Raw genomic sequence first — 23,889 nt, 5'->3', positions numbered from 1 at the left:
ATGGTCGATTATTCCGAACTGGCGGCGATCCGGCTGGGCTATGGCCTGTCACCGCGCGCGCCATCGCCCGGCACAGCCGAAGAGCTGGTCGCCTCGATTGCCGCCTCTGCGCCGGAACCGGGCGATCTGAGCACGGATGAGGTCCGCCGGTTTCAACTGGACCTGCAGGCCATCAATCGCAGCGATGCCCCTGACAAGGCGCAGAAATCACGCGCGCATCGCCGCAGCGGGCAAAGGCGCAGGTTGCAGAACGTCAAGCGCCGTCTGGCCCGCGCGGTCGGCGATCCGGGCGGCTTTGGTGAAAGGCTGGTGCAGTTCTGGGTCGATCATTTCACCGTCTCGGGCGGCATGGTCGTGCAATCCCTGATGGCCGAGGCCTTTGTCACGGACGCGATTCGGCGCAACCTGACCGGAAGCTTTGCCGATCTGCTATTCGCGGCGGACACGCATCCGCGCATGCTGAGCTATCTGGATCAGCAGCGCTCGATTGGCGAAAACTCGCGTGCCGCGCGGCAGCGGGCTGGCCGTCAGGTCGGCATCAACGAAAACCTTGCGCGCGAAATGATCGAGTTGCACACGCTGGGCGTCGGCGCCGCCTATACGCAGCAGGATGTGCGGCAACTGGCGGAACTGCTGACCGGTCTCAGCTACGATCCGCGCAGCGACCGCATGTTCCGTCCGGTGCGGGCCGAACCGGGGGCGGAAACCGTGCTTGGCAAAAGCTATGGCGGAAAGGGGCGCGCGGCGATTGCCGATATCCGCGACGTCATGCGCGATCTGGCGCGGCATGAGGCGACGGCCCGCCACATCGCGCGCAAGCTGGTGGTCCATTTCATCGACGACGATCCGCCGCAGCCCGCAGTGGACCGGCTGGCGCAGGTGTTTCTGGATAGGGATGGCGACCTGCCCGCGCTGTATCTGGCGCTGGCCCAGTCCCCCGAATTGGAGAGCCATTTTCGCAAGAAGGTCAGGCAACCCTTTGATTTCATGGTATCCTCTTTCCGTGCGACCGGCTTTGGCCGCAAGCGTGTCATGGGCTTTACGCTGTCGCATATGCGCAATCAGGTAATGTCGGGCCTGTCGGCCATGGGCCAGCCCTGGGCCCTGCCGCGCGGCCCCGATGGCTGGCCCGAGGCGGCCGGGGCCTGGGCCACGCCGCAGGGCATCGCTGCACGCATCGACTGGGTGACGCGGCAATTGCCAAAGCTGCACCCCGAACTGCCCGATCCGCGCGATGTGCTGACCCAAGCGCTTGGCTCGACTGCGACCGAGCCGCTGGCCTGGGCCGTCCCCAAGGCCGAAAGCCAGCGTGAAGGGCTGGCCGTCGTGCTGGGTTCTGCCGATTTCAACCGGAGGTGACGCGATGCTGTCACGACGCCTGTTTCTGAAATCCACCGCGCTGATCGGCTGTTCGGCTGCGGCGCATCCGCTGCTGAACAGCATCGCCTTTGCCTCGGCCCCGGGCGAGAATCGGCTGGTCGTGATCATCCTGCGCGGCGCGATGGACGGGCTGGACGTGTTTCAGCCCTATGGCGATCCGGCGCTGCGGCAATTGCGCCGCGCGCTGTCGCTGGGGCCGGATCAGGGCGCCCTTGATCTGGACGGCTATTTCGCGCTGCATCCTGCGCTGGCCGATCTGATGCCGCTGTGGCGCGCGGGGGAACTGGCCTTCGCGCCCGCCGTGTCGACCCCTTATCGCGACAAGCGCAGTCATTTCGACGGTCAGGATATGCTGGAGGCCGGGACCGGCACCGATCTGGATCTGCGCCAGCAGCGTGATGGCTGGCTGAACCGCCTGCTGCAGCATATGCCCGATGCACGATCGCAGACGGCCTATTCCGTCGGTCTGGACGATATGCGGATCCTGGACGGACCGGCGGCGGCCAGCAGCTGGGCGCCGGAAACGCGATTGCGGCTGAGTGCGCAAGGGCAGCGATTGCTGGAACATGTCTGGCATGACGATCCGCTGTTTCAGCAGGCAGGCGGGCAGGCGATCGAGATCATCCGCAGCGAGATCGGCCCGGTCGAGGAAGAGGGCGGCCCGACGCGCGATGCCCGCCTGTTGGCCCGCTTTGCGGCGGATCGGCTGAATGATGAGACGCGGATCGCGACCTTTTCGATCTCTGGCTGGGACAGCCATGCCCGGCAACCGAGGGTGATGAAGAAGCCTCTGGCGCGGCTGTCGGCGGCGATCCTGACGCTGAAAGAGACATTGGCCGAAAATTGGGGGCGAACGACGGTGCTGGCGATGACGGAATTCGGGCGGACGGCGCGCGAAAATGGCACCGGCGGGACGGATCACGGCACCGGCGGGGCCTTGCTGCTGGCGGGCGGCGCGATCCGGGGCGGCCGGGCGATTGGCGCGTGGCCGGGGCTGGCCGAGGGCGATCTTTACGCCGGGCGCGATCTGATGCCGATGCGCGATATCCGGGCCTATGCGGCCTGGGCGATGCGCGATCTGTTCGACATCCACCGCGATGTGCTGAGCGGGTCCGTCTTTCCCGATCTGGACATGGGCGATAATCCCGGCATTCTGGCCTGAGAATTTGACAGGTCCGGTTATTGTGTCGACGACATCCCATGCTGACAAGACGCGACAGCTTGGCCATCCGGTCGCATTCGATGCCCCCGTCTTGCCCGGGCAGCCAGTCATCGAGGCCCCCTGGATCCGGCTGCAGCGGATTGATGCCGCGCGTCATGCGGATGATCTATTCAAGGCGCAGCTGGGACATGACTGGCTGTGGGACTATATGTCCGTCGGTCCTTACAGCGATGTGGATGACTTTAGCGATTGGATTTTGAAAGCCCAGCAAAGCCTCGACCCCTGCTTTTACGCGATCGTCGATCCGGCGACGGACAGCGCCTGTGGGATGGCCTCTTTCCTGCGTATCGATGCTGCGATGGGCGTGATCGAGATCGGTTTCATCCTGCTGACGCCTGTTCTGCAACGTCGCCGCGAGGCCAGTGCTGCGCTGATGGCGATGATCCGTTGGTGCTTCGATGCCGGATATCGCCGGGTGGAATGGAAATGCAACGCATTGAACCTGCCGTCGCAGCGGGCGGCGATACGATTTGGCTTCACCTATGAAGGCAGGTTCCGGAACCATATGATCTCCAAGGGCCGGAACAGGGATACGGATTGGTTTTCGATCACCTCCGAGGATTGGGATGTGCTGCGGCCCGCCTATGATCGCTGGCTTTCATCCGCGAATTTCGATGCTGAAGGTCAGCAGCGGCTGAGCCTGTCGGATCTGACGGCAGCAGCCCTGCCGGGGCGCTGCGCCCCCTAGATTTCGGCGACGCGCGCCAGCCGATCCTGCACCATGCCGCTGATCCGCACCAGATCGCCCGCCAGAGCATGTCCGGCCTGATGGTCGCGCGCCAGGGCGCTGGCCGCTTCCTCCAGCGCGGGATCATGCGCGGAACGCGCGACGCCGGCCAGAAAGCGCGCGATATAATCCACCGCCGAGGTATCCTGCGAATCCGACAGGATTTCGGCCACATGGATCAGATCGTCCCGCAGGCTGGAGGCATCGGGCTGGATCACATCATCGGGCAGGGCGCGCAGGCCGCCGCGCTTCGACTGCGCGGGCAGGGCAGACAGGATCATCTGTTGGAACACCGCCAGGCTTTCAATGGGCTTTGACAGGAAGCCATCCGCCCCGGCTTCGAGTGCCGCATCATGCAGCAAGGGATCGCCCGAAATGCCCAGCAGCACCGGAACACGCGGTTCGGCAGTTGCGATCTGGCGGATCAGATCCGCGCCATCGCCATCGGGCAGGCCCATATCCACGATCACCACCGAAGGCCGGTATGTCTGCAAATGCCGCGCGGCAGAGCGCAGACAATCGGCGCGGCGGATGCGCGCGCCCGATCGCAGGCACAAAAGCCGCACCGCTTCGCTGGCAAATCGCGAATCTTCGACCACCAGCACCGTCAGCCCGGCCAGCGGCCGCCCCGGCAGTGAGGCCTGCCATAAGGGCAATGTTTCGCCCGGTGTGGTTGTCATTTCCGTCTGCATCTCTGAACCCCCCGTTCATTATGTCCCCGATAGGTTTACCTAACGACCGATTCTCTAAGAACAGGTTAATCACGCCCGGATTTCCTTTCGCTTGGGCGCGGAAGGGGATAAAACCGCCGCAAATACGGGAGAGAATGATGATCGGACGTCTGAATCATGTGGCCATTGCCGTGCCGGATCTTGCCGCTGCCTCGGCCCAATATGCCAATACGCTGGGCGCCAAGGTCGGTGCGCCGCAGGATGAGCCCGATCACGGCGTCACCGTCGTTTTCATCGAATTGCCCAACACCAAGATCGAGCTTCTTTATCCGCTTGGCGATGACAGCCCGATCAAGGGCTTTCTGGACAAGAACCCTTCGGGCGGGATTCACCACATGTGTTTCGAGGTCGAGGATATCATCGCCGCACGCGACAAGCTGAAATCCGAAGGCGCGCGCGTTCTGGGCAGCGGAGAGCCGAAGATCGGCGCCCATGGCAAACCCGTGCTGTTCCTGCACCCCAAGGATTTCAATGGCACGCTGATCGAACTGGAGCAGGTCTGATGAATCTTACCGGTGGCGCCGTTCTGTTCGTCGTTCTGTGGTTCCTGACCCTGTTCATCGTCGTGCTGATCGGCCAGCGCAGCCAGCAGGACGCAGGCTATATCGTGCCGGGCACGCATGCGGGCGCGCCGGCCGATCTGAAGGTGAAACGGATCGTGATCTGGACGACGCTGATCTCGGGCGCCATCTGGGCTGTGATCGCCTGGGTGATCCTCAGCGGGATGGTGACGCGGGCGGATGTGGCGAATTTCGACCGCTTCTTGCGCTGATCAGATGAAACAGGTGGGTAAAGGCCGCAGCCGCCAATAGCGGCACCCCGATATTCAGCACCGGAATGGTCAGTGCGATCGCAACCAGAATGCCCGACAGGATGATCTGCCCGCGATTCGTCTGTCGCATGGCAGTTGCGGCTTCTTTCGACAGGTGCCTGCGGGCGGCCATCTGAAAGAACTCTCGTCCCAGAAGCCAGCCATTCGCGACATAGAACAGCACCGGCGCCAGCGGCCCCAGCAGCGGCGTCATGACCAGCGACAAAACCGCCACCAGAATCACCGCCGCCATCAGGGCGACGGATTCGCCCAGCCCGTCCATGATGCTGAGCGAGCGTCCGCGACGGGTGGGATAATGGATCTCTTCGACCGCCTCGGCCACGTTTTCGGCAAAAAGCCCGGCAAAGCCCGCCGCGACGGGCGCCATCAGGAAGAACCCCATCAGTGGAAACAGCGCCAGCGAACCCCATGACAGGGTATCGCCGAAATCTATGGTGCCGATCCATGGCAGCGAGACGCCTCCCGGCAGAAAGGTGCGGATCAGCCAGAACATGCCCGCCTGAAGCGCCACGAACAGAAGGATCGTCAGCGCGATGCCGGCCAAAGCCAGCTTGAAGATCCGCGGGCGCAGCAGATCGCCCCAGCCAAGGGCAAGGGCCCGGAAAGGCGCGCTCATAGCCATGTGGTCCGTTCTGCGACATCGGGGCGGGGGCGTTCCGGCGGGGTGTCGCCGCGCGTGCCGATATGGATCAACCCGGCGATACGTTCCTGCGCGGACAGGCCCAGATGGGTGCGCCCGAATTCCGGGTTCAGCGCCGCAAAGCCGGTCAGCCATGCCGCCCCCCAGCCAGAGGCCAGCGCCGCATTCACCAGCCCCAGACAGAGAGCACCTGCTGACAGGAACTGTTCCCATTCCGGCACTTTCGGGCTGTCCACCGGCGAAAACACCACCGCGACGATCAGCGGAGAGCCGAAGGCGGCAGCAGCTTTGTCGGCGGCGGCCTCGTCCTGACCTGCCGCCAGAACCTCTTGCCGCAGGACCGGCGCCAGTTCGTCCAGCTTTTCGCGCTGCAGGACGATAAAGCGCCAGGGCTCCAGCTTGCCATGATCGGGAACGCGGGACGCCAGTGTCAGCAGCCGGGTGATTTCTTCGGCGTCCGGCGCGGGCTGCTGCAGCAGCTTCGGCGGATGAGAGCGGCGCGTGGCCAGAAATTCCAGTGCGGCCTCGTTGCGGTAATCCATGGGCGATCTCCTTCTTGAGCGTCAGATAAGCACCGGCGCGGGGAAAGCAAAGTGCGATGGACGGGGTTGCGCGCCGCTTTCAGGGGGCGGATGCTGCGCGGATGATCGATCTGAGCCATCTGAACCGCCCCGATGTGGAAATCGCGGTCCGCGTAACGCCAAAAGCGCGCCGGAATGAGGTCTCCGTGGACGAACATGGCGGGCTGCGGGTCCATGTCACCGCAGCGCCCGAGGATGGCAAGGCCAATGCCGCCGTCGCCAAGCTGCTGGCCAAATCCATCGGGATCGCCAAATCCCGTCTGGTTCTGGTCAGGGGCGCAACCTCACGCGACAAGCTGTTCCGGGTCGATCACTCCTGACGCTCGATGCGGTAATTTCCTTCGGGCAGGTTCAGGGCCAGGCGCAGCTCGGTCAGTTGATGGATGGTGAAAACGACCTTCATCACCTTCTCGCCATCCGGGTGCATCTGTTCCAGAATGACGCGGTCGTCAAAGCTTTGGATCACGATATCTTCATTCAGCGGGCGGGTATTCGGCTCTGCCTCATCGATCAGGGTGATGACGGTGGCGTCGAAATCATGCTCGATGGTGAACATCGGCTTCTCCTTCTGTCTTCCCCCGCAGCATAGACCGATCCGCCGCGTGGGGGAAATCCCGGCAAAAGGGCCGGGAAACGCGGTGGGGTGGGTTTGCGCATGGCGGGTCAGCCCGATAAGTTAGGCAAGATTCGGCCAAGCTGACAAAAGCAGCAATGCCGGCAGGTCAGAGCAGAGGCACAAGGCATGAGACGGATCGCAGCTTTCATAGGCTCGGGGATGATTGCGCTCTCTGCCTGCGCGCCCCTGCCACAGCAACAGGCCCCCGCACAGCCCGGCCGCGCCGTTTCGGTCGCGCCTGCGCCGACGCTGAACAATGATGGCACGCCACAATCCGCTGCGCGGATGTTCGTGCAGGTCATGCGGCGGATGGAGCCAGCGGTCGAACGCGAATGCCTTCAGCGTCGCACGCAGCCGATCAATTGCGATTTCCAGTTCGTGGTGGATGACACGCCGGGGCAGGAGCCGAATGCCTTCCAGACCGTCGATTCGACAGGCCGTCCGATCATCGGCTTTACGCTGTCCCTGATCGGGCAGGCCCGCAACGGTGATGAGGTGGCCTTTGTCGTCGGGCATGAGGCGGCGCATCACGTTCTGAATCACCTTGACCGCAAGACCGGGGCTGCGACAGCGGGGGCGGTTATTCTGGGCAGCATCGCCTCGGTTTACGGCGGCGATCAAAGCGCCATTGAAACCGCGCAGAGAATCGGGGCCTCGGTCGGGTCGCGCTATTATTCCAAGGATTGGGAATTGCAGGCGGATTATCTGGGCGCGATCATGACCGTGAATGCGGGCTTCGATCCGGTGAATGGTGCGCGTTTCTTTGACCGGCTTCCCGATCCCGGCGATCATATTCTGGGCACCCACCCGTCACGCGCCGCGCGCAGTGCGCAGGTGAAGCGCGCAGTATCCGATCTGCGCAGTGGCCGGACGCGCTGATTAATCTTCCTGAATAAGAACCGTCAGCGGATTTCTGCCCAAGAATAGGACAGAAATATGACCCTTCTGGTCATGTTACGTGACGTTAGGGTAATTTTAAGACTCTGCATTTGGGGCTGTGCAAAAATGCAACAGGGTTACACAAGCTGCAATTTTTTGCGCGTTGCCGTAGAGCCTTCAAATTTTGCGCAGATCAATAAATCTAAGTTAAGTCAGATACTTACGCAGCGTAAGTATCTTGTTATGGCCCGAACCTAGCTTTTTGGCTAGCTTTTCTGCCGAGAAAAGCTGTGCCGTGAGCGGTTTTTTGCTTTTGTCAGGTTTAATACATACATAAAATTACAGATAGATTGAAAAGAACCTGATGCCCGAAGGCGGAAGGAAAGACAGTGAGGCGCTATGCTCGGGGTCATTGTTTGGAGCAATGAAAATCGCGAAAAGGCTGTGATCTGGTGCGAAGATCAGGCCTCATTAGCTTATCTGCAGGGGCGCGATAACCTGCTGGATCGTGAATCATGGCCGGTAACCGGCGATCTGGTCGAGCTTGAAAGCGAGATTATCAATAATCTGCGTCATGCGCGTCACGTGTCACTGGTGTCAGAAGGCGGCTGCATGCAATTGCCCGCGATGTTGAAATCCAGCGTCATGGCTGCCGCGCAAGAGCCTCATTTGCGGCTGGTCGCGGTCGGCAATCCCGAAAACAGCGACGGCGACAAAAAACAGACGGCGCCGAAGCTAAAGATCGGCGCCGCTCGTTAATACTGATTTACCCGAATCAGGTGCCGCGTGCCAGCGCGGCGACGCCCGTGCGCGCCAGATCCATCAGGCCCAGCGGACGCATCAGATCGGCAAAGGCATCCAGCTTGGATGGAGTGCCGACCACTTCGAAGACAAAGCTCTCCAGCGTCGAATCGACCACATTGGCGCGAAAGATCTCGGCAATGCGCAGTGCCTCGACGCGCTTGTCGCCGTTTCCACGCACCTTGAACAGACCCAGTTCACGCTCGACGGCGGGGCCTTCGGCGGTCAGGTCATGGACCTCATGCACCGGCACGATGCGGCCCAGTTGCGCCTTGATCTGCACGATCACCTCGGGCGTGCCGCGAGTCACGACCGTGATCCGAGAGCGGTGGCCGGTATGGTCCACCTCGGCCACGGTCAGGCTGTCGATATTATAGCCGCGACCCGAAAACAGCCCGATGACGCGGGCCAGAACCCCCGGTTCATTTTCGACCATCACCGCCAGCGTGTGGGTTTCTTCGCGATTCGCATGGGGATCGCGCAGGTCATAGGCCGAATGGCTGGACGCGCCTTTTTGAAGATTCAGTGCATTCATGATCTGCCCCTGTGTTTCAGCAGAAGATTTCGTTGCGGCGGGGCAAAGCGCGCCCCGCCCGATGGATCAGACCAGAACGGCGCCATCCGCCTTGATGGCGCCCTGCGTTTCGGCCTCGCCCAGAAGCATCTCGTTATGCGGCTTGCCCGATGGGATCATCGGGAAGCAGTTCTCGTGCTTTTCGACCAGCACATCCAGGATATAGGGGCCGTCGAAGTCCAGCATCTCCTGAATCGCGGCGTCCAGTTCCTTGGGGTCGCGCACCTGTGCGCCCTTGCAGCCGAAAGCCTCGGCCAGTTTGATGAAATCGGGCAGGCTGTCGGACCAGGACTGGCTGTAGCGTTCGCCGTGCAGCAATTGCTGCCACTGACGGACCATGCCCAGACGTTCATTGTTCAGGATGAACTGCTTGACCGGCAGGCGAAACTGCACGGCAGTGCCCATTTCCTGCATGTTCATCAGCCAGCTTGCATCGCCCGCGACGTTGATGACCAGCGCATCGGGATGGGCCATCTGCACGCCGACGCTGGCAGGCAGGCCATAGCCCATCGTGCCCAGGCCGCCAGAGGTCATCCAGCGATTCGGCTCATCGAAATGCAGATATTGCGCCGCCCACATCTGATGCTGGCCGACCTCGGTCGTGATATAGCGGTCATGCCCCTTGGTCAGGGCCTCAAGCCGCTGGATCGCATATTGCGGTTTGATGATGGTGTCGCTGTTGCGATAGAACAGGCAGTTCTTGGCCTTCCAGCCCTCGATCTGTTCCCACCATTTGCCAAGCGCCGGTTTGTTCGTCTTGCTGCCGCGCGACTTCCAGACCTTCAGGAGGTCTTTCAGAACCTCGGCCACATCGCCCAGAATCGGGACGTCGACCTGAATGACCTTGTTGATCGAGGACTGGTCGATATCGATATGCGCCTTGACCGAGCCGGGGCTGAAATCGGCCACGCGGCCGGTGATGCGGTCATCGAAGCGCGCGCCGATATTGATCATCAGATCGCAGCCATGCATGGCCAGATTGGCCTCATAGAGGCCGTGCATCCCCAGCATGCCGATCCAGTTCGGACCAGATGCCGGATAGGCGCCCAGACCCATCAGGGTCGAGGTGACCGGAAAACCCGCCGTATCGGCCAGTTCGCGCAGCAGGGTGCTGGCCTCGGGGCCGGAATTGATGACGCCGCCGCCGGTATAGAGAACCGGACGCTCGGCCTGTTCGATCAGTTCCACCAGCCGGGTGATCGCGGCCATATCGCCCTTGGTTTCGGGCTGATAGCGGTCGGCCTCCCGCTCGGACGGGCCGATATAGGTGCCGGTGGCGAATTGAACGTCCTTGGGAATGTCGATCAGGACCGGACCGGGGCGACCCGAGGTCGCCACGTGAAAGCCCTTGTGGATCGTTTCGGCCAGCTTGTCGGTATCCTTGACCAGCCAGTTATGCTTGGTGCAGGGGCGGGTGATGCCGACGGTATCGGCCTCTTGAAAACCATCGGTGCCGATCATGAAGGTCGGAACCTGCCCCGACAGGACCACCAGCGGAATCGAATCCAGCAGCGCATCGGTCAGCCCGGTAACCGCATTGGTCGCCCCGGGCCCCGAGGTCACAAGAACGACCCCCGGCTTGCCGGTCGCGCGGGCATAGCCCTCGGCCATATGCACGGCGCCCTGTTCGTGGCGGACCAGAACATGGGTGATGTCGTTTTGCTGAAAAATCTCATCATAGATGGGTAGTACCGCCCCGCCCGGATAGCCGAATACGGTATCGACGCCCTGATCGCGCAGCGCTTCGACAACCATTCTTGCACCCGTCATTTCTCGGGACATGTCTTTTACTCCATCAAGTATAACCCCACTGCGGACATAATGCAGACGCAGCGTCGGCGCAAACTATGTAGGCGGTCTGGCAGGGTCAATGGGTCAGCGGAGAAAATATCGCTGAGTGAAGTAAATTTGAAATATTATTACGCAAATTGGCGATATCCTACCGATCAAGCTGCGGCAGCGCGATGCGCGCGACCTGTTCTATGATCGGATCGACCGACAGGGGATGCGCCTCATTCGTGTGATCCAGCGGATCGCCGATATCCTGCCAGACCCCGCCCTTATAGATCTCCAACGCCGAGAATCGGGCCTTGTAATCCATCTTGCGGCTGCCCGGCACCCAATATCCCAGATAGATATAGGGCAGCTTCGCGGCGCGGGCGATCGCGATATGGTCAAGGATGATATAGGTGCCCAGACTGGCGCTGCGCAGATCCGGGTCATAGAAGCTGTAGACCAGGCTCAGCCCGTCATCCAGCACATCGGTCAGGCAGACCGCCGCCAGATGATCGTCGCCTTCGGCCATTTTCGATTTGTCCCGACCGTCGCAGCGATATTCCACGATGCGCGTCTTGACCGGGGTTTCCTCGATCATTGCGGCGAATTCGAAGATATCCATATCGGCCATGCCGCCATCCGCGTGGCGGCTGTCCAGATAATGACGGAACAGATCGAACTGCTCTTCCGTGGCCCAGGCGCTGGTTGGCAGGCGCCGCAAGCCCGAATTCTGCCGGATCAGGCGGCGTTGCGTGCGTGAGGGCTTGAAATCCGCCACGCGGATCCGCGCCGACATACAGGCGACGCAGCTTTCGCAGCTGGGCCGGTACAGCACATTTTGCGAGCGGCGAAAGCCCTGCCGCGACAGGGCATTGTTCAGCTCATTCGCATTTTCGCCATGCAGCGCGGTGAACAGCTTGCGTTCGGCGCGGCCGTGCAGATAGGGGCAGGGCTGCGGGGCCGTCACATAGAATTGCGGCGCATGGGGCAGCGTATGGCGCATCAGTCCTGCACCAGGTGTGGCTGAATCGATGCGTGTCTGAGCATGCGCAAATCAGGCTCCGGTTAACCGATGAGATTACTAGGTCAAAGCGTAACAATGAAATCACCATTGGGAAAGCTTGGAAAGTCTCAAACCTTAGCGGATTTCGTTTGTGACGTGCCGTTGACGGGGCGGGGGCAATGGATACTCTGCCGGATATGAGCTTTGCAGACCGTATCACCCGCTATCCGATTGCCGTCGATCAGGCCCGCGCCGACGATGTTGCCGCGCATTTTTCCGCGCTGCCGCAGCCGGTTGTCGATCTGATCGCGGCGACGGCGGGCAGCAGTCCCTATCTGGCCTCCTTGCTGGAAAAAGAGGCCGACTGGCTGCCGGAGGCATTGGACCATGACGATGTGGTGGCGCGGGAAACCGCCGGATTCGAGGATCTGGATGCCGATGACCTCTCCATCGCGCTTCGCCGGGCAAAACGGCGGGTGGCGCTGTTCAGCGCGCTGGCCGATCTGGGCGGCGTCTGGCCATTGGAACAGGTGACGACGGCGCTGTCCGATCTGGCCGACCGGGCCGTCGATCTGGCGCTGCGCGTGCATGTCGCGCATGAGGCCCGGCGCGGCAAGCTGCCCGATACCCGCGCCGATGTCGGCGGCATCTTTGCGCTGGCCATGGGCAAGGGCGGCGCGAAAGAGCTGAATTACAGCTCTGATATCGATCTGATCGTGCTGTTTGACGAAACCGCCTATGACCCCGATGACCAGCAAGAGGCGCGGGCCGCGTTGATCCGGGCCACGCGCAAGATGGCGGCCACATTGTCGGATGTCACCGACCACGGCTATGTGTTTCGCACCGATCTGCGCCTGCGCCCCGATGCCTCGGTGACGCCCGTCTGCATCTCGACCGCCGCCGCGCTGACCTATTACGAGGCCGAGGGCCGCACATGGGAACGCGCCGCCTTCATCAAGGCGCGGGCGGCGGCCGGCGATATCGCCGCCGGAGAACGTTTCCTGCGCGAATTGCGCCCCTTCGTCTGGCGCAAGCATCTGGATTTCGTGGCGATTCAGGACGCCCATGACATGCGCCTGCGCATTCGTGATCACAAGGGTCTGGGCGGCAAGTTGGAGATTCCCGGCCATAACATGAAGCTGGGTCGCGGCGGGATCCGCGAGATCGAGTTCTTCACCCAGACGCGGCAGCTGATCGCCGGCGGACGCGACCCGGACCTGCGGCTGCGCGACACGGTGGGCGGTCTGCGGGCGCTGTCTGGAAAGGGCTGGATCCCGCCAGAGGTCGCGGATGAGCTGATCATGCATTACCGCGAGCATCGCGATATCGAACATCGCATCCAGATGGTGAATGACGCGCAGACGCATAGCCTGCCCAAGGATGATCACGGCCTGCAAACCATCGCCGCGATGATGGGCGAGGGGGATCCGGCGGCCTTTGCGGATCGGCTCAAGACCCGGCTGGAGCGGGTGCATGAACTGACCGAATCCTTCTTTGCGCCGGGCGAAAGCTCTGACACGCCCGACATCTCGGAGGAAACGCGCCAGATCATCGAACGCTGGAACACCTACCCGGCGCTGCGGTCCTCTCGTGCGCGTCAGATCTTCAAGCGCGTGCAGCCGGAATTGCTGTCGCGCATGGCCCGGACCGGCCATCCGCAGGACGCACTGGCCCGGTTCGACAGCTTCCTGTCCGGGCTGCCTGCCGGGGTGCAGCTGTTTTCGCTGTTCGAGGCGAACCCGCAATTGATCGAACTGATCGCCGATATCTGCGGCACAGCGCCCGGGCTGGCAGCCTATCTGTCGCGTCACCCGGCCGTGCTGGACGCGGTTCTGGGCGGCAGCTTCTTTGCGCCCTGGCCAGCCGTGGCGGGGCTACAAGACGACCTGTCGAAAAGCCTGCAACGCGCAATTTCCGCCCCCGATGGCGGTTACGAGCGGGCGCTGGATGCGGCGCGCCGATGGGCGCATGAATGGCTGTTCCGCATCGGCGTGCATCATCTGCGCGGCCTGATCGATGCGGATGAGGCCGCCGTGCAATATGCCGATCTGGCCGATGCCTGTATCGCCGCCCTGTTCCCCGTCACGGCCGAGGATTTCGCCCGCCGCCACGGCCCGCCGCCGGGGCGCGGTGCGGTGGTGATGGGCATGGGATCGCTTGGGGCGCGCAATCTGAATGCGGGCTCGGATCTGGATCTGATCGTCATCTATGACGCCGACGGCGAAGACAGCTCGGACGGCAAGCGCCCGCTGGCCACGCGCGCCTATTACTCCCGTCTGACGCAGGCGATGATCACCGCGATTTCCGCACCCACCGCCGAGGGGCGGCTTTACGAGGTCGATATGCGCCTGCGCCCGTCGGGGCGGCAGGGGCCGGTGGCCACCTCGATCCAGAGTTTCGAGAATTATCAGCTGACCGAGGCCTGGACGTGGGAACATCTGGCCCTGACCCGCGCCCGTGTCGTTGCCTTTGCGGGCGCCCGGGCCGAGGATCTGGCCCGCGATGTCGAGGATCTGCGCGTCTCGGTCCTGGCGCAGCGGGGGCAGGATGCCCGCGTCATGCCCGATCTGAACGAGATGCGGGCGCGGATCTTTGCGGCAAAGGCCACGGATGGCCAATGGGAGGCCAAGGTCGGCCCGGGACGGCTGCAGGATATCGAATTGCTGGCACAATCGCTGGCCCTGCGCGCGGGCGATCCGGCCCGCACGACCTTGGCGCAGTTGCGGGCTGGAAAGCGGGCCGGGCTTATGGAGGCGACAGCTGCCGATGAACTGTCCTCGGCCTGGCGCTTTCTGTGGCGGCTGCAATGTTCGGGACGCTTGCTGACCTCAAAGCCGCTGGACATGGAAGAGCTGGGCCTGGGCGGGCAGGAGTTCCTGCTGCGCGAAACCGCGCAGCCCTCGCTGGAGGCACTGCAGGACAGCCTGAACACACGCGTCGCAGGCGCTGCCAGCCTGATCGACGATCATATCGGGGCCGCGCTGCAAGCGGGCGGTTAGGCCCGCTTTGCCATGGGGCAGGGTTCCGGGACCGTGTTCGTCAGGTCCTCTGACATGATGAGCTGCGCCGCCGCCGGTATCGTCTGCAGCTCTGCGCCTGCACGTGGCCGCTCATCGCCGATCTGGCCGATCAGTTCGACCTGCGCCGCATCGCCGTTGTCGTGGGATTGCGCTTCGGGCAGATCGCTGGCCGCATAGACGCCGTGCTGCGTCTTGTCCCAATAGAAGGGCTTTACGACGACTTCGTAGATCGCCTTCCAGCCAGCCAGACAGCCCAGCGGGAAATACAGGTGCAGCGTCGGCACCCAGGCCAGCAGATGTCGGTGCTTCTTGCCCCTGACGGCCCACATGCCGACCGCGATGCTCAGCAGTTCCGATCCCACGAAAATCGCGAAAAGGACCGTCAGCGCGGTGCCGCCAAGCAGATCGGTCAGCGGCGCCTGCAACGGATGCGGCAGTCCAAAGGCCAGCAGCCAGAAGCTCCACAGCAGCGGCGACAGCAGATATTGCGACAGGCTGCCGAAGAACTGGACCTGAAAGCCAAGGAACCGCCACGGGCCCAGATCGCGCCACAGCGCCACCGGATCGCGCATATGCACGCCCCATGTCATCGCATAACCCTTGAGCCAGCGCGAGCGTTGCTTGACCCAGGGCAGGGCGCGGCAATTCGCCTCTTCGTCGGTCGTCGTATCCAGAATCTCGGTCCGGTAGCCACGCCGGACCAGACGCACGCCAAGATCGGCATCCTCGGTCACGTTCCAGGCGTCCCAGGCGTCGACCTCATTCAGCGCATCGCGGCGAAAGAACAGCGTCGTGCCGCCCAGAGGCACCACCAGCCCAAGCCGCGCGACGCCGGGCAGAAGGACGCGAAACCAGGCCGCATATTCGATGGTGAAGCAGCGCGCCAGCCAGTTGGTGTGCGGATTATAGTAATCCAGCGCGCCCTGAAGGCAGGCGACCTCTGGCGGGGCAAGGCGGAAGCGCCGGGCGACCTTGTGCAACTGATCGGGGTCTGGCCGATCCTCGGCATCCCAGATGCCCACGATCTCTCCCCGGCAGAAATTCAGCGCATAATTCAGGGCCCGCGGTTTCGTCTGGATCGGGCCGGGCGGCACCTCGACCGTGCGGATCCAGCGCGGCAATTCGGTGGCGGCCAGCGTTTCGCGCGTCACCTGATCCGTGGCTTCGGTGACCAGAATGATGTCGGTCAATTCGCGCGGGTAATCCAGCCGCGACAGACGTTTGACCAGATTTTCGGCGATGTCCTGTTCCTTGAACAGCGGCACCATGACCGAGATGACGGGCAATGGCCCGCTCATCTCCTCGGACGGTTTGCGGCCCTGTGCCAGCGCGGCGATTCTGGCACGCTCATCCGCGGCCTGCTTCAGAGAGGCGATGAAGGCCGCGACTTTCAGAGCCGATTGCGTCACCAGCGTCAGCACCGTCCAGCCCACAAGCAGCGACAGGACCAGAACCGGCGCGAGCCACAGTCCCAATGCCAGCACCGCGATCGCCGTCAGCGCCAGCCGCCCCATGCGGGACTCATTGCGGGTCCGGCAGCTTTCATCGGCCGGGACCCGCATTTCGGCGCGGCGGATCAGCGTTGTGCGGCGCGAGGCGAGGATGGCGGCATGGGCCTGATCCTCGCTGCACAGAAGCATCCGCACCTGCCCGAACTGGCGGGGCAATTCGCGGCGGATCGCCTCAAATGCATCGGGCCGGGAGGTCGCCACCCAGGTGACGCCGCCGATCCGGCGCCAGGGCAGAATGCCGTGGTTCAGACAGAATTCGGCCCCGGCCTCGTCGATCAGCCGGGGATCTGCGGGGGTCTTTTCGGCGTCGACGACGCCGGTGCGCCACTGCCGCGACAGCGCAGACAGCAGCGCCTGCGGTGTGACCCAGCCTTGCGCCAGAAGGATCTGTCCCAGCGGCACGTTCTGCCGCTGACGCATGACGACGGCCTTCAGCAGGTCGCCCGAATCGATGGCGCCATCTTCCAGCAGGATCTGGCCAAGTTTTCGCTGATTATGGGTGGCAAGCGTGGTTGTCAGCCGGGAATCGGTGGCGTTCCGGTCGGTCCCGGCAACCGGCTTTTTCTGCAGAAAGATCGCGCGTTCGGCCATGAGAGCATCCCTCTTCGGTCGAACCGTTTTTGCACGGGCGTTCTTAACAGCAGGTTAAAGGTGCAAACGGGCTGCGTGCAGGGATGCAGCAGCCCGTAAATCCACATGATCCGGCGTTCAGTCGCGGCGCGCGCGCATCGAATCGGTGAAGCGCTGGAACAGGTACAGGCTGTCTTGCGGGCCCGGCGCGGCCTCGGGGTGGTATTGCACCGAAAAGACCGGCTTGTCCTGCACACGGATGCCGCAATTGCTGCCGTCGAACAGGCTGATATGGGTTTCGACCACGCCCGCAGGCAGGGTCTGGCTATCGACCGCGAAACCGTGATTCATCGAGGTGATCTCGACCTTGCCGGTCTCGGTATCCTTTACCGGGTGGTTGGCGCCGTGATGACCGTGATTCATCTTAATGGTCTTGGCGCCAAGCGCCAGCGCCAGCATCTGATGGCCAAGGCAGATACCGAAAATCGGCATGTCGCGGGCCAGCAATTCCTGAATCATCGGCACGGCATATTCGCCGGTGGCGGCCGGATCGCCCGGGCCGTTGGACAGGAAAACGCCCTCTGGCTCATGCGCCAGAACCTCTTCGGCGGTGGCGGTGGCGGGCAGCACGGTGACATCGGCCCCATTCGACACCAGCGATCGCAGGATATTGCGCTTGGCGCCGTAATCCAGCGCCACCACCTTGAAGGGCTTGGCTTCCGGACTGGTGCCAAAGCCCTGACCCCAGCTCCATGCGCCCTCGCTCCAATGATAGCTTTGGGTGCAGCTGACATCCTTGGCCAGATCCAGCCCGACCAGACCCGACCAGTCGCGGGCGCGGGCGATCATCGCCTCGATATCGAAAACCCCGTCGGGATTGTAGGACAGCACCACATGCGGCGCACCCTGCTGGCGGATCGCGCGGGTCAGGCGACGGGTGTCGATGCCGCCGATGCCGATGCGGCCACGGCGCTCCATCCACTCGGCCAGATTGCCCATGGCGCGCCAGTTCGAGGGCTCTGTCGGGTTCCAATGCACGACGATGCCGCTGGCCACCGGATCGGGCGCCTCGTCATCTTCGGGCGTGATCCCGGTATTGCCGATATGGGGGAAGGTGAAGGTGACGATCTGCCCGGCATAAGAGGGATCGGTCATGATCTCCTGATAGCCGGTCATCGCCGTGTTGAAGACCAGTTCGGCCACGACCTCGCCGGGTGCTCCGAAGCCCTGGCCATAGAATATGGTTCCGTCGGCAAGCGCCAGGCAGGCGGTCGGTTTTGTGGCCATCTCGGCACCTCTGTCTGAAATCAGCCGGTGAATAGGGGGTGCGGGGGCCAAGGTCAAGGTGCCCCGGGGGGCATCGCCGCTTGAATAATCCGCAAGATACGCCTACATGCGCCTCTTTCGTATATCCTGCGGGATATGCGTGTGAACTCTGTCGGAGAAACGACAATGGATTTGCGAGCCAAATTGCAAGCTTCGATCAAGGAAGCCATGAAGGCCAAGGACAGCACGCGGCTGTCGACGCTGCGCCTGATCGCGGCTGCCGTCAAGGACCGCGAGATCGCGCAGCGCGGTGGCGACAGCACGGGTGAGCTGACCGATGCCGATCTGATGGCGATTCTGTCGCGGATGGTGAAACAGCGTCAGGAATCGGCCAAGGCCTATGAAGAGGGCGGTCGGCTGGAACTGGCGCAGAATGAGGTCGATGAAATCGAGATCATTCAGGAATTCCTGCCGCGTCAGCTGGACGAAGCGGAAACCGCGACGGCCATCGACGAGGTGATCGGCGAATTGGGCGCAGACAGCATCCGCGACATGGGCCGCGTGATGGCCGCCCTGCGCGAGCGCTTTGCCGGTCAAATGGACTTTGGTGCTGTCGGGCCGATGGTCAAATCGCGCCTGCTGAACTGACGGGATCAGAAAAGCGGTTCGGCAGCGGCCAGCGGGGCTTCCCCCCACCTGCTGCCGAACCCCGCATTGCAACAGCGCGCAGCGATGACGCCGCGCTGCCTAACGCAGCCGCGACAGCCTGTCCTGAACCTCGTCGCGCAGATTGCGGCGTTCCTCGGGTGTCAGGAACGCGCCCAGCTCTACCTCTCGTTTGCCATCGCTGAGGGTCAGGTAATCCTCGACCGGGCCGTCGCGCAAACTGGCGCGGACCCAATAGGGGTTGGTCTGCCATTCGCGATCTGGCCGACCGGCGTCATGGCGGCGCAGATGCGCGCTGTCGCGGGTCAGGTGAAGCAACTCATAGGTCTCACCGCTGCGATAGGTCCGCTGAAAGGCGAACCACAATCCCCAAAGCGCCAGCAGGGCAAAGGGCAGCAAACCCCACAGCACCGCCGTTCCGACCACCGCCACGACCGGCAACAGGATCATGGCGGCGGTGATGCCGATGAACCAGACGAAGCCCCGCAGCGACAACGACCGATAGGGCCACAGCCGCAGTTCATATGAAACGGCCCCGGAATCCTCCGGGGCCGTGTCTTTCCATTCATAGGGCATCAGTGCGCGCGGCTGTGATCCCAGTCCTCGCGCTTTGGAAGCTGCTCGAACGTGTGCTCGGGCGGCGGCGAGGGCAGGGTCCATTCCAGCGTGTCCGCATATTCGTTCCAGTAGTTGTTCTCGGTCACGCGCTTGCCTGCGAACAGGGTGTAGAAGACGACTCCGATGAAGAACAGGAACGAGACGAAGGACAGATAGGCGCCCAGCGAGCTGACATAGTTCCAATAGGCGAACTCGACCGGGTAGTCGATGTAGCGGCGCGGCATGCCCTGACGGCCCAGGAAGTGCTGCGGGAAGAAGGTCAGGTTCGCACCGATGAACATCATCCAGAAATGCGCCTTGCCGGCCCATTCGGGATATTGGCGGCCGGACATCTTGCCGATCCAGTAATAGATGCCCGCGAAGATCGCAAAGACGGCGCCCAGCGACATCACATAGTGGAAATGCGCGACCACGTAATAGGTGTCGTGGTAAACGCGGTCCAGCGGTGCCTGAGACAGGACAACGCCCGTGACGCCGCCGACGGTGAACAGGAACAGGAAGCCAAAGGCCCAGAGCATCGGCGTCTTGAACTCGATCGAGCCGCCCCACATCGTCGCGATCCACGAAAAGACCTTGATGCCGGTCGGGATGGCGATCGTCATGGTTGCCAGCATGAAGTAGCTTTGCTGGGTCAGCGACATGCCGACGGTATACATGTGGTGCGCCCAGACGATGAAGCCCAGGAAGCCGATTGCGGCCATGGCCAGAACCATCGGCAGATAGCCGAAGATCGGCTTTTTCGCAAAGGTCGCGATGACGTGGCTGATGATGCCAAAGCCCGGCACGATGATGATATAGACCTCGGGGTGACCGAAGAACCACAGGATGTGCTGGTACAGGATCGGATCACCGCCACCGGCGGGGTTGAAGAAGTTGGTGCCGAAGTTGCGGTCCATCAGCAGCATCGTGATGGCACCGGCCAGAACCGGCAGCGCCAGCAGGATCATCCAGGCGGTGATAAAGACCGACCATGCGAAAAGCGGCACCTTGAACAGCGTCATGCCGGGGGCGCGCATGTTCAGGAAGGTGGTGATGATATTGATCGCGCCAAGGATCGAGGATGCACCCGAAACGTGGACGGCGAAGATCGCCAGATCCATCGAATAGCCGCCCTCGATCGTGGACAGCGGCGGATAGAGAACCCAGCCGACGCCAGACCCGGCCTGACCGCTTCCGCCCGGCGCCAGCAGCGAGGCGACACCCAGGGCGACACCGCAGACATACAGCCAGTAAGAGAGGTTGTTCAGGCGCGGAAAGCTCATGTCCGGCGCGCCGATCTGCAGCGGCATGAAGTAGTTGCCGAAGCCGCCGAACAGGGCGGGAATCACGACGAAGAACATCATCAAAACGCCGTGATAGGTGATCATCACGTTCCAAAGATGCCCGTTTGGCGTACAGGGCTCGGCGGCATTCGCGATAAAGCGCGCGCCTTCCTCGCACATGTACTGGACACCCGGATACTGCAGTTCCATCCGCATGTAGACGGTGAAGCAGACCGAGATCAGGCCAACGATACCGGCGGTGAAAAGGTAAAGGATACCAATGTCCTTGTGGTTGGTGGACATGAACCACCGGGTAAAGAACCCGCGCTGGTCGTGATGGTCGTCGTGGCCATGAGTGGCTGCGTCTGCCATACCCGAACTCCCTCAAAATTCTTGTCAAACCGGTCGGGCGGACCGGCATCATCACGCTTTCTTTAGACCAGCCGCCGCGACCCGGCAATGCATCACTGCGCTTTTGGCCGCGGCAATTTGGCCGATTGTGCCCGTTCGGGCATACATAACGCGTTGGGGCAGAATATCCTTAATCATCCTGCTTGTCATCCGGACCGCACTGTTGCGGCTGCGTCCCCGCGATCACATTTGTCAGCGTCGCCTCTTCGCCCTTGCTCCACCATTCGTATTCACCCGAGACATAGCGGGCCCCCGAACCCGAGACGACATTGACGAAAATCCGCTCGGCCCCGTCGATGGGGATCACGGCAAGGGCGTTTTGCGCGCTGTTGATATATTGGACCGTGAACGCGTCGCCCTGATCGCAGCGATAGCTGGCCAGGGTGACGCTGGTCTCCGTGCCCGGATCAAGCTGGACGGTGACGGTTGCCTGACCCGCCAATGGCACAAGAATCGCCAGCGGAGCCGTCATAAAGAGAAATTTTTTCAGCATGTTATATCCTGTATATAAAACCGCCCGCGAGGGTCTCGCGGGCGGCTGTCACGGGTGTTTGACGGGTTTATTCCGCCGCGTCGGGCGAGACGCTTGCCAGATAGGCCGCCATATCGGCCTGATTGCTGGTCAAGCGGAAGGTCATCTTGCTGCGCGCGCCGGAATCGCCCGTCTGCTCTTCCAGCCAGGCGGTCGGATTGGTGACGTAGCCGATCAGATCCTCTTCGGTCCAGACCATGTCGGGCTTCATCTCGGCCAGTTCCTTGATGCCTGCGCCGTATTTGAAGCCCTCGTAGGATCCGATCTTGCGGCCGACAATGCCCCACAGATTCGGGCCTGTCCGGCCACCGCGCACGATCTGTTCGCCATCGGGCGTCTCGATCATGTGGCAGGCCTTGCATTTGCGGAAATCGGCCTCGCCGACGCTTGCATCGCCTGCCGATTGTGCGCTTGCGGGTATTGCTAGGGTAGCGCCCAGAAGGGTGCCGAGGATCAGATGTTTCATAACCATTCCTTGCTAACCCGGGTCGAATTGCGACCACGGTATATTCTACAACCTAAACTATAAGCATATGACGTTGCTTTGACACCCCCGGCAGAATGTCACAGGCAGCCCGATCAGGCAAAGGCGCGGTCGAAACTGTCGCGCAGCGCGACGTCCAGATCGCTCATCGAGACCGGCAGGCCCAGATCGACAAGGCTGGTGACGCCATGGCCTGAAATGCCGCAGGGCACGATGCCGCCGTAATGGGACAGATCCGGTTCGACATTGACGGCGATGCCGTGGAAGCTGACCCATTTGCGCAGCTTGACCCCGATGGCCGCGATCTTGTCCTCGCGCATGGACCCGTCAAACAGCGGCGCCTTTTCCGGTCGCGCGACCCAGACCCCGACGCGGCCTTCGCGAATCTCTCCGGTGACGCCGAATTCGGCCAGTGCGGCGATGACCCAATGTTCCAGCCGCTGCACAAAGGCGCGCACATCGCGCCCGCGCCGGTTCAGATCCAGCATGACATAGGCGACCCGCTGTCCGGGTCCGTGATAGGTATATTGCCCGCCGCGCCCCGTTGCGTGGACCGGAAAGCGCGCCTCCAGCAGGTCGGCCTCTTTGGCGCTCGTCCCCGCGGTGTAAAGCGGCGGATGTTCGACCAGCCAGATCAGCTCATCGGCCTCACCAGCGTGAATCGCGGCGACACGCGCCTCCATGAAGGCGACCGCCTCGTCATAGCCTGTCAGGCCCTCTGCGATGATCCATTCCACCATAGGGGCGATGTGATCCTTTCCGCCCTGCGCGTCAAGCGCGGACAAAGATTGCGAATGCGGAAAATCCCCCTTTTCAATCGGGCACGCCTCGGCTAAGACCCGCGCACTGCCCGGATGCGGCCGTGGCGGAATTGGTAGACGCGCAGCGTTGAGGTCGCTGTTCCTTAACCGGAGTGGAAGTTCGAGTCTTCTCGGCCGCACCAAATCACAGCCTTTGACGTGACCCGTTCTGACGTCTTCCGAGGATCGCCATGTCCGATCATGTCATCCCCTTGCCGCCGCAACCTGCAATTCCCACCGTTGATGGCGGCCTGTTCCCCGTGCGCCGCGTCTATTGCATCGGCCGGAATTTCGCCGCCCATGCGGTCGAGATGGGGCATGATCCGGATCGCGAGCCGCCCTTCTTCTTTCAGAAGAACCCCGACAATCTGGACAGCTCTGGTCGGTTTCCCTATCCGCCGCGCAGCGATGATGTGCATCACGAGGTCGAATTGCTGGTCGCGCTGACATCGGGCGGGCGCGATATCGCGGTGGAAGATGCGCTGGATCACGTCTGGGGCTATGGTGTGGCCCTGGACATGACGCGGCGGGATCTGCAGGGGCAGATGAAAAAGATGGGCCGCCCGTGGGAGATCGGCAAAGCCTTCGAACATTCCGCCCCGGTTGGCGCGCTGCAACCGGTGTCGCAGGTGGGGCATCCCGATCGCGGGCAGATTGCGCTGCGCGTGAATGGGACGCTGCGCCAGCAGGGTGATCTGAACCAGATGATCTGGAAAGTGCCCGAAATGATCTCTTACCTGTCGGGCTATTTTACCCTGGCTGCGGGCGACGTGATCCTGGCGGGCACGCCGTCCGGCGTTGGCCCTGTTGATCGCGGCGACGAACTGCTGGCCAGCATCGACGGCGTCGGAGAGTTGCGCGTTTCGGTGGTCTGATCCGCGGCCCGGATTTGCGTTGCGGGTGCCGATATCCTATGTCAGCCAGCAAATCCGCATCGTTCTGGCCGCGATGGCCAGCGCCCGCCTGTCGCCAAGAGTTTCACCATGC

Annotated in this window: 25 protein-coding genes and 1 tRNA gene; 12 read left to right on the top strand and 14 right to left on the bottom strand. The window is 62.5% G+C overall.

The window, feature by feature from the left end; genetic code table 11:
• Genes JHX87_RS07480 through JHX87_RS07470 form a run of 3 tightly spaced genes read left to right on the top strand, consistent with a single transcriptional unit; the run spans position 1 to position 3,290 of the window.
• Positions 1-1,359 carry a DUF1800 domain-containing protein gene (locus JHX87_RS07480; protein WP_271885983.1) on the top strand — a complete coding sequence of 453 codons (1,359 nt, stop codon included), beginning with the start codon at positions 1-3 and terminating at the stop codon, positions 1,357-1,359.
• Between the two features lie 4 nt (positions 1,360-1,363).
• Positions 1,364-2,542: a DUF1501 domain-containing protein gene (locus JHX87_RS07475; RefSeq protein WP_271885985.1), complete on the top strand. Its 1,179-nt coding sequence runs from the start codon at positions 1,364-1,366 to the stop codon at positions 2,540-2,542.
• Positions 2,543-2,564: 22 nt separating this feature from the next.
• A complete protein-coding gene (locus JHX87_RS07470) occupies positions 2,565-3,290 on the top strand; it encodes a GNAT family N-acetyltransferase (protein ID WP_271885988.1) in 726 nt (241 codons plus the stop codon).
• Here JHX87_RS07470 and JHX87_RS07465 read toward each other — a convergent pair.
• Positions 3,287-4,009: a response regulator gene (locus JHX87_RS07465; RefSeq protein ID WP_271885990.1), complete on the bottom strand. Its 723-nt coding sequence runs from the start codon at positions 4,007-4,009 to the stop codon at positions 3,287-3,289. The genes JHX87_RS07470 and JHX87_RS07465 overlap by 4 nt on opposite strands.
• 149 nt (positions 4,010-4,158) lie before the next feature.
• On the opposite strand from JHX87_RS07465, the gene mce reads away from it, so the two are divergent.
• Entirely contained in the window at positions 4,159-4,563 is a 405-nt protein-coding gene (gene mce / locus JHX87_RS07460) for a methylmalonyl-CoA epimerase (RefSeq protein ID WP_271885992.1), read from the top strand.
• Positions 4,563-4,832, top strand: coding sequence for a DUF1467 family protein (locus JHX87_RS07455; protein WP_271885994.1), 270 nt, complete (start codon positions 4,563-4,565; stop codon positions 4,830-4,832). Before mce ends, JHX87_RS07455 begins: the two co-directional genes overlap by 1 nt.
• Here JHX87_RS07455 and JHX87_RS07450 read toward each other — a convergent pair.
• Positions 4,777-5,508: an EI24 domain-containing protein gene (locus JHX87_RS07450; protein WP_271885996.1), complete on the bottom strand. Its 732-nt coding sequence runs from the start codon at positions 5,506-5,508 to the stop codon at positions 4,777-4,779. The genes JHX87_RS07455 and JHX87_RS07450 overlap by 56 nt on opposite strands.
• Entirely contained in the window at positions 5,505-6,074 is a 570-nt protein-coding gene (locus JHX87_RS07445) for a nitroreductase family protein (protein WP_271885998.1), read from the bottom strand. The genes JHX87_RS07450 and JHX87_RS07445 overlap by 4 nt, the downstream gene beginning before the upstream one ends.
• 101 nt (positions 6,075-6,175) lie before the next feature.
• Between JHX87_RS07445 and JHX87_RS07440 the strand changes: the two genes are divergently transcribed.
• Positions 6,176-6,433 (top strand): DUF167 domain-containing protein, encoded by a 258-nt coding sequence (locus JHX87_RS07440; protein ID WP_271886085.1) that lies wholly within the window; start codon positions 6,176-6,178, stop codon positions 6,431-6,433.
• On the opposite strand, the gene JHX87_RS07435 is transcribed toward JHX87_RS07440, so the two are convergent.
• Positions 6,424-6,669, bottom strand: coding sequence for a hypothetical protein (locus tag JHX87_RS07435; protein WP_271886001.1), 246 nt, complete (start codon positions 6,667-6,669; stop codon positions 6,424-6,426). The genes JHX87_RS07440 and JHX87_RS07435 overlap by 10 nt on opposite strands.
• Before the next feature lie 186 nt (positions 6,670-6,855).
• Between JHX87_RS07435 and JHX87_RS07430 the strand changes: the two genes are divergently transcribed.
• Positions 6,856-7,608, top strand: a complete 753-nt coding sequence (locus JHX87_RS07430; RefSeq protein WP_271886003.1) for a M48 family metalloprotease — start codon at positions 6,856-6,858, stop codon at positions 7,606-7,608.
• A gap of 399 nt (positions 7,609-8,007) precedes the next feature.
• The gene (locus JHX87_RS07425; RefSeq protein ID WP_271886005.1) at positions 8,008-8,367 is read left to right on the top strand and encodes a hypothetical protein; all 360 of its coding nucleotides are present in this window, start codon (positions 8,008-8,010) and stop codon (positions 8,365-8,367) included.
• Between the two features lie 16 nt (positions 8,368-8,383).
• Here the strand turns inward: JHX87_RS07425 and ilvN are convergent, their stop codons facing one another.
• From ilvN to JHX87_RS07410, 3 genes are all read right to left on the bottom strand, one after another.
• Complete coding sequence (ilvN, locus tag JHX87_RS07420) at positions 8,384-8,944, bottom strand: acetolactate synthase small subunit (protein ID WP_271886007.1); 561 nt, start codon at positions 8,942-8,944, stop codon at positions 8,384-8,386.
• Between the two features lie 66 nt (positions 8,945-9,010).
• Entirely contained in the window at positions 9,011-10,765 is a 1,755-nt protein-coding gene (locus tag JHX87_RS07415) for an acetolactate synthase 3 large subunit (RefSeq protein ID WP_271886010.1), read from the bottom strand.
• 157 nt (positions 10,766-10,922) lie between these two features.
• A complete protein-coding gene (locus JHX87_RS07410) occupies positions 10,923-11,762 on the bottom strand; it encodes an arginyltransferase (protein ID WP_271886011.1) in 840 nt (279 codons plus the stop codon).
• 197 nt (positions 11,763-11,959) lie between these two features.
• Here JHX87_RS07410 and JHX87_RS07405 point away from each other — a divergent pair, with 197 nt between their 5' ends.
• Positions 11,960-14,761: a [protein-PII] uridylyltransferase family protein gene (locus JHX87_RS07405; RefSeq protein ID WP_271886087.1), complete on the top strand. Its 2,802-nt coding sequence runs from the start codon at positions 11,960-11,962 to the stop codon at positions 14,759-14,761.
• On the opposite strand, the gene JHX87_RS07400 is transcribed toward JHX87_RS07405, so the two are convergent.
• Positions 14,758-16,884, bottom strand: a complete 2,127-nt coding sequence (locus JHX87_RS07400) for a glycosyltransferase (RefSeq protein WP_271886013.1) — start codon at positions 16,882-16,884, stop codon at positions 14,758-14,760. The genes JHX87_RS07405 and JHX87_RS07400 overlap by 4 nt on opposite strands.
• Positions 16,885-17,001: 117 nt before the next feature.
• Positions 17,002-18,150: a glutamine-hydrolyzing carbamoyl-phosphate synthase small subunit gene (carA, locus tag JHX87_RS07395; RefSeq protein WP_271886015.1), complete on the bottom strand. Its 1,149-nt coding sequence runs from the start codon at positions 18,148-18,150 to the stop codon at positions 17,002-17,004.
• Between the two features lie 165 nt (positions 18,151-18,315).
• Here carA and JHX87_RS07390 point away from each other — a divergent pair, with 165 nt between their 5' ends.
• A complete protein-coding gene (locus JHX87_RS07390) occupies positions 18,316-18,777 on the top strand; it encodes a GatB/YqeY domain-containing protein (protein ID WP_271886017.1) in 462 nt (153 codons plus the stop codon).
• 99 nt (positions 18,778-18,876) lie between these two features.
• Here JHX87_RS07390 and JHX87_RS07385 read toward each other — a convergent pair whose 3' ends face one another.
• The 5 genes from JHX87_RS07385 to lipB all read right to left on the bottom strand — a co-directional run bounded on the left by JHX87_RS07385 (position 18,877) and on the right by lipB (position 22,842).
• Positions 18,877-19,371, bottom strand: coding sequence for a DUF2244 domain-containing protein (locus JHX87_RS07385; RefSeq protein WP_271886019.1), 495 nt, complete (start codon positions 19,369-19,371; stop codon positions 18,877-18,879).
• A complete protein-coding gene (gene ctaD / locus JHX87_RS07380) occupies positions 19,371-21,047 on the bottom strand; it encodes a cytochrome c oxidase subunit I (protein WP_271886021.1) in 1,677 nt (558 codons plus the stop codon). Before ctaD ends, JHX87_RS07385 begins: the two co-directional genes overlap by 1 nt.
• Before the next feature lie 169 nt (positions 21,048-21,216).
• Entirely contained in the window at positions 21,217-21,579 is a 363-nt protein-coding gene (locus JHX87_RS07375) for an MliC family protein (protein WP_271886022.1), read from the bottom strand.
• Between the two features lie 67 nt (positions 21,580-21,646).
• Positions 21,647-22,084 carry a c-type cytochrome gene (locus JHX87_RS07370; RefSeq protein ID WP_271886024.1) on the bottom strand — a complete coding sequence of 146 codons (438 nt, stop codon included), beginning with the start codon at positions 22,082-22,084 and terminating at the stop codon, positions 21,647-21,649.
• A 113-nt stretch (positions 22,085-22,197) separates the two neighbouring features.
• Complete coding sequence (lipB, locus tag JHX87_RS07365) at positions 22,198-22,842, bottom strand: lipoyl(octanoyl) transferase LipB (RefSeq protein ID WP_271886025.1); 645 nt, start codon at positions 22,840-22,842, stop codon at positions 22,198-22,200.
• A gap of 116 nt (positions 22,843-22,958) precedes the next feature.
• Between lipB and JHX87_RS07360 the strand changes: the two genes are divergently transcribed.
• Both JHX87_RS07360 and JHX87_RS07355 read left to right on the top strand, forming a co-directional pair.
• Positions 22,959-23,045: transfer RNA gene (locus JHX87_RS07360), tRNA-Leu, on the top strand.
• Between the two features lie 48 nt (positions 23,046-23,093).
• On the top strand, positions 23,094-23,777 hold the full coding sequence (locus tag JHX87_RS07355; protein ID WP_271886027.1) for a fumarylacetoacetate hydrolase family protein: 684 nt from the start codon (positions 23,094-23,096) through the stop codon (positions 23,775-23,777).
• Positions 23,778-23,889 lie beyond the last annotated feature (112 nt).

This window comes from Paracoccus fistulariae, from assembly GCF_028553785.1.
Taxonomy (GTDB): domain Bacteria; phylum Pseudomonadota; class Alphaproteobacteria; order Rhodobacterales; family Rhodobacteraceae; genus Paracoccus; species Paracoccus fistulariae.
This window is presented reverse-complemented; position numbering and strand designations above follow the sequence as displayed.

Excerpts from the sequence above, each read along its gene's own strand:
- JHX87_RS07480 (WP_271885983.1), top strand. The coding sequence starts at position 1 with ATGGTCGATTATTCCGAACTGGCGGCGATCCGGCTGGGCTATGGCCTG.
- JHX87_RS07475 (WP_271885985.1), top strand. The coding sequence starts at position 1,364 with ATGCTGTCACGACGCCTGTTTCTGAAATCCACCGCGCTGATCGGCTGT.
- JHX87_RS07465 (WP_271885990.1), bottom strand. The coding sequence starts at position 4,009 with ATGACAACCACACCGGGCGAAACATTGCCCTTATGGCAGGCCTCACTG.
- mce (WP_271885992.1), top strand. The coding sequence starts at position 4,159 with ATGATCGGACGTCTGAATCATGTGGCCATTGCCGTGCCGGATCTTGCC.
- JHX87_RS07455 (WP_271885994.1), top strand. The coding sequence starts at position 4,563 with ATGAATCTTACCGGTGGCGCCGTTCTGTTCGTCGTTCTGTGGTTCCTG.
- JHX87_RS07450 (WP_271885996.1), bottom strand. The coding sequence starts at position 5,508 with ATGAGCGCGCCTTTCCGGGCCCTTGCCCTTGGCTGGGGCGATCTGCTG.
- JHX87_RS07445 (WP_271885998.1), bottom strand. The coding sequence starts at position 6,074 with ATGGATTACCGCAACGAGGCCGCACTGGAATTTCTGGCCACGCGCCGC.
- JHX87_RS07440 (WP_271886085.1), top strand. The coding sequence starts at position 6,176 with ATGATCGATCTGAGCCATCTGAACCGCCCCGATGTGGAAATCGCGGTC.
- JHX87_RS07435 (WP_271886001.1), bottom strand. The coding sequence starts at position 6,669 with ATGTTCACCATCGAGCATGATTTCGACGCCACCGTCATCACCCTGATC.
- JHX87_RS07430 (WP_271886003.1), top strand. The coding sequence starts at position 6,856 with ATGAGACGGATCGCAGCTTTCATAGGCTCGGGGATGATTGCGCTCTCT.
- JHX87_RS07425 (WP_271886005.1), top strand. The coding sequence starts at position 8,008 with ATGCTCGGGGTCATTGTTTGGAGCAATGAAAATCGCGAAAAGGCTGTG.
- ilvN (WP_271886007.1), bottom strand. The coding sequence starts at position 8,944 with ATGAATGCACTGAATCTTCAAAAAGGCGCGTCCAGCCATTCGGCCTAT.
- JHX87_RS07415 (WP_271886010.1), bottom strand. The coding sequence starts at position 10,765 with ATGTCCCGAGAAATGACGGGTGCAAGAATGGTTGTCGAAGCGCTGCGC.
- JHX87_RS07410 (WP_271886011.1), bottom strand. The coding sequence starts at position 11,762 with ATGCGCCATACGCTGCCCCATGCGCCGCAATTCTATGTGACGGCCCCG.
- JHX87_RS07405 (WP_271886087.1), top strand. The coding sequence starts at position 11,960 with ATGAGCTTTGCAGACCGTATCACCCGCTATCCGATTGCCGTCGATCAG.
- JHX87_RS07400 (WP_271886013.1), bottom strand. The coding sequence starts at position 16,884 with ATGGCCGAACGCGCGATCTTTCTGCAGAAAAAGCCGGTTGCCGGGACC.
- carA (WP_271886015.1), bottom strand. The coding sequence starts at position 18,150 with ATGGCCACAAAACCGACCGCCTGCCTGGCGCTTGCCGACGGAACCATA.
- JHX87_RS07390 (WP_271886017.1), top strand. The coding sequence starts at position 18,316 with ATGGATTTGCGAGCCAAATTGCAAGCTTCGATCAAGGAAGCCATGAAG.
- JHX87_RS07385 (WP_271886019.1), bottom strand. The coding sequence starts at position 19,371 with ATGCCCTATGAATGGAAAGACACGGCCCCGGAGGATTCCGGGGCCGTT.
- ctaD (WP_271886021.1), bottom strand. The coding sequence starts at position 21,047 with ATGGCAGACGCAGCCACTCATGGCCACGACGACCATCACGACCAGCGC.
- JHX87_RS07375 (WP_271886022.1), bottom strand. The coding sequence starts at position 21,579 with ATGCTGAAAAAATTTCTCTTTATGACGGCTCCGCTGGCGATTCTTGTG.
- JHX87_RS07370 (WP_271886024.1), bottom strand. The coding sequence starts at position 22,084 with ATGAAACATCTGATCCTCGGCACCCTTCTGGGCGCTACCCTAGCAATA.
- lipB (WP_271886025.1), bottom strand. The coding sequence starts at position 22,842 with ATGGTGGAATGGATCATCGCAGAGGGCCTGACAGGCTATGACGAGGCG.
- JHX87_RS07355 (WP_271886027.1), top strand. The coding sequence starts at position 23,094 with ATGTCCGATCATGTCATCCCCTTGCCGCCGCAACCTGCAATTCCCACC.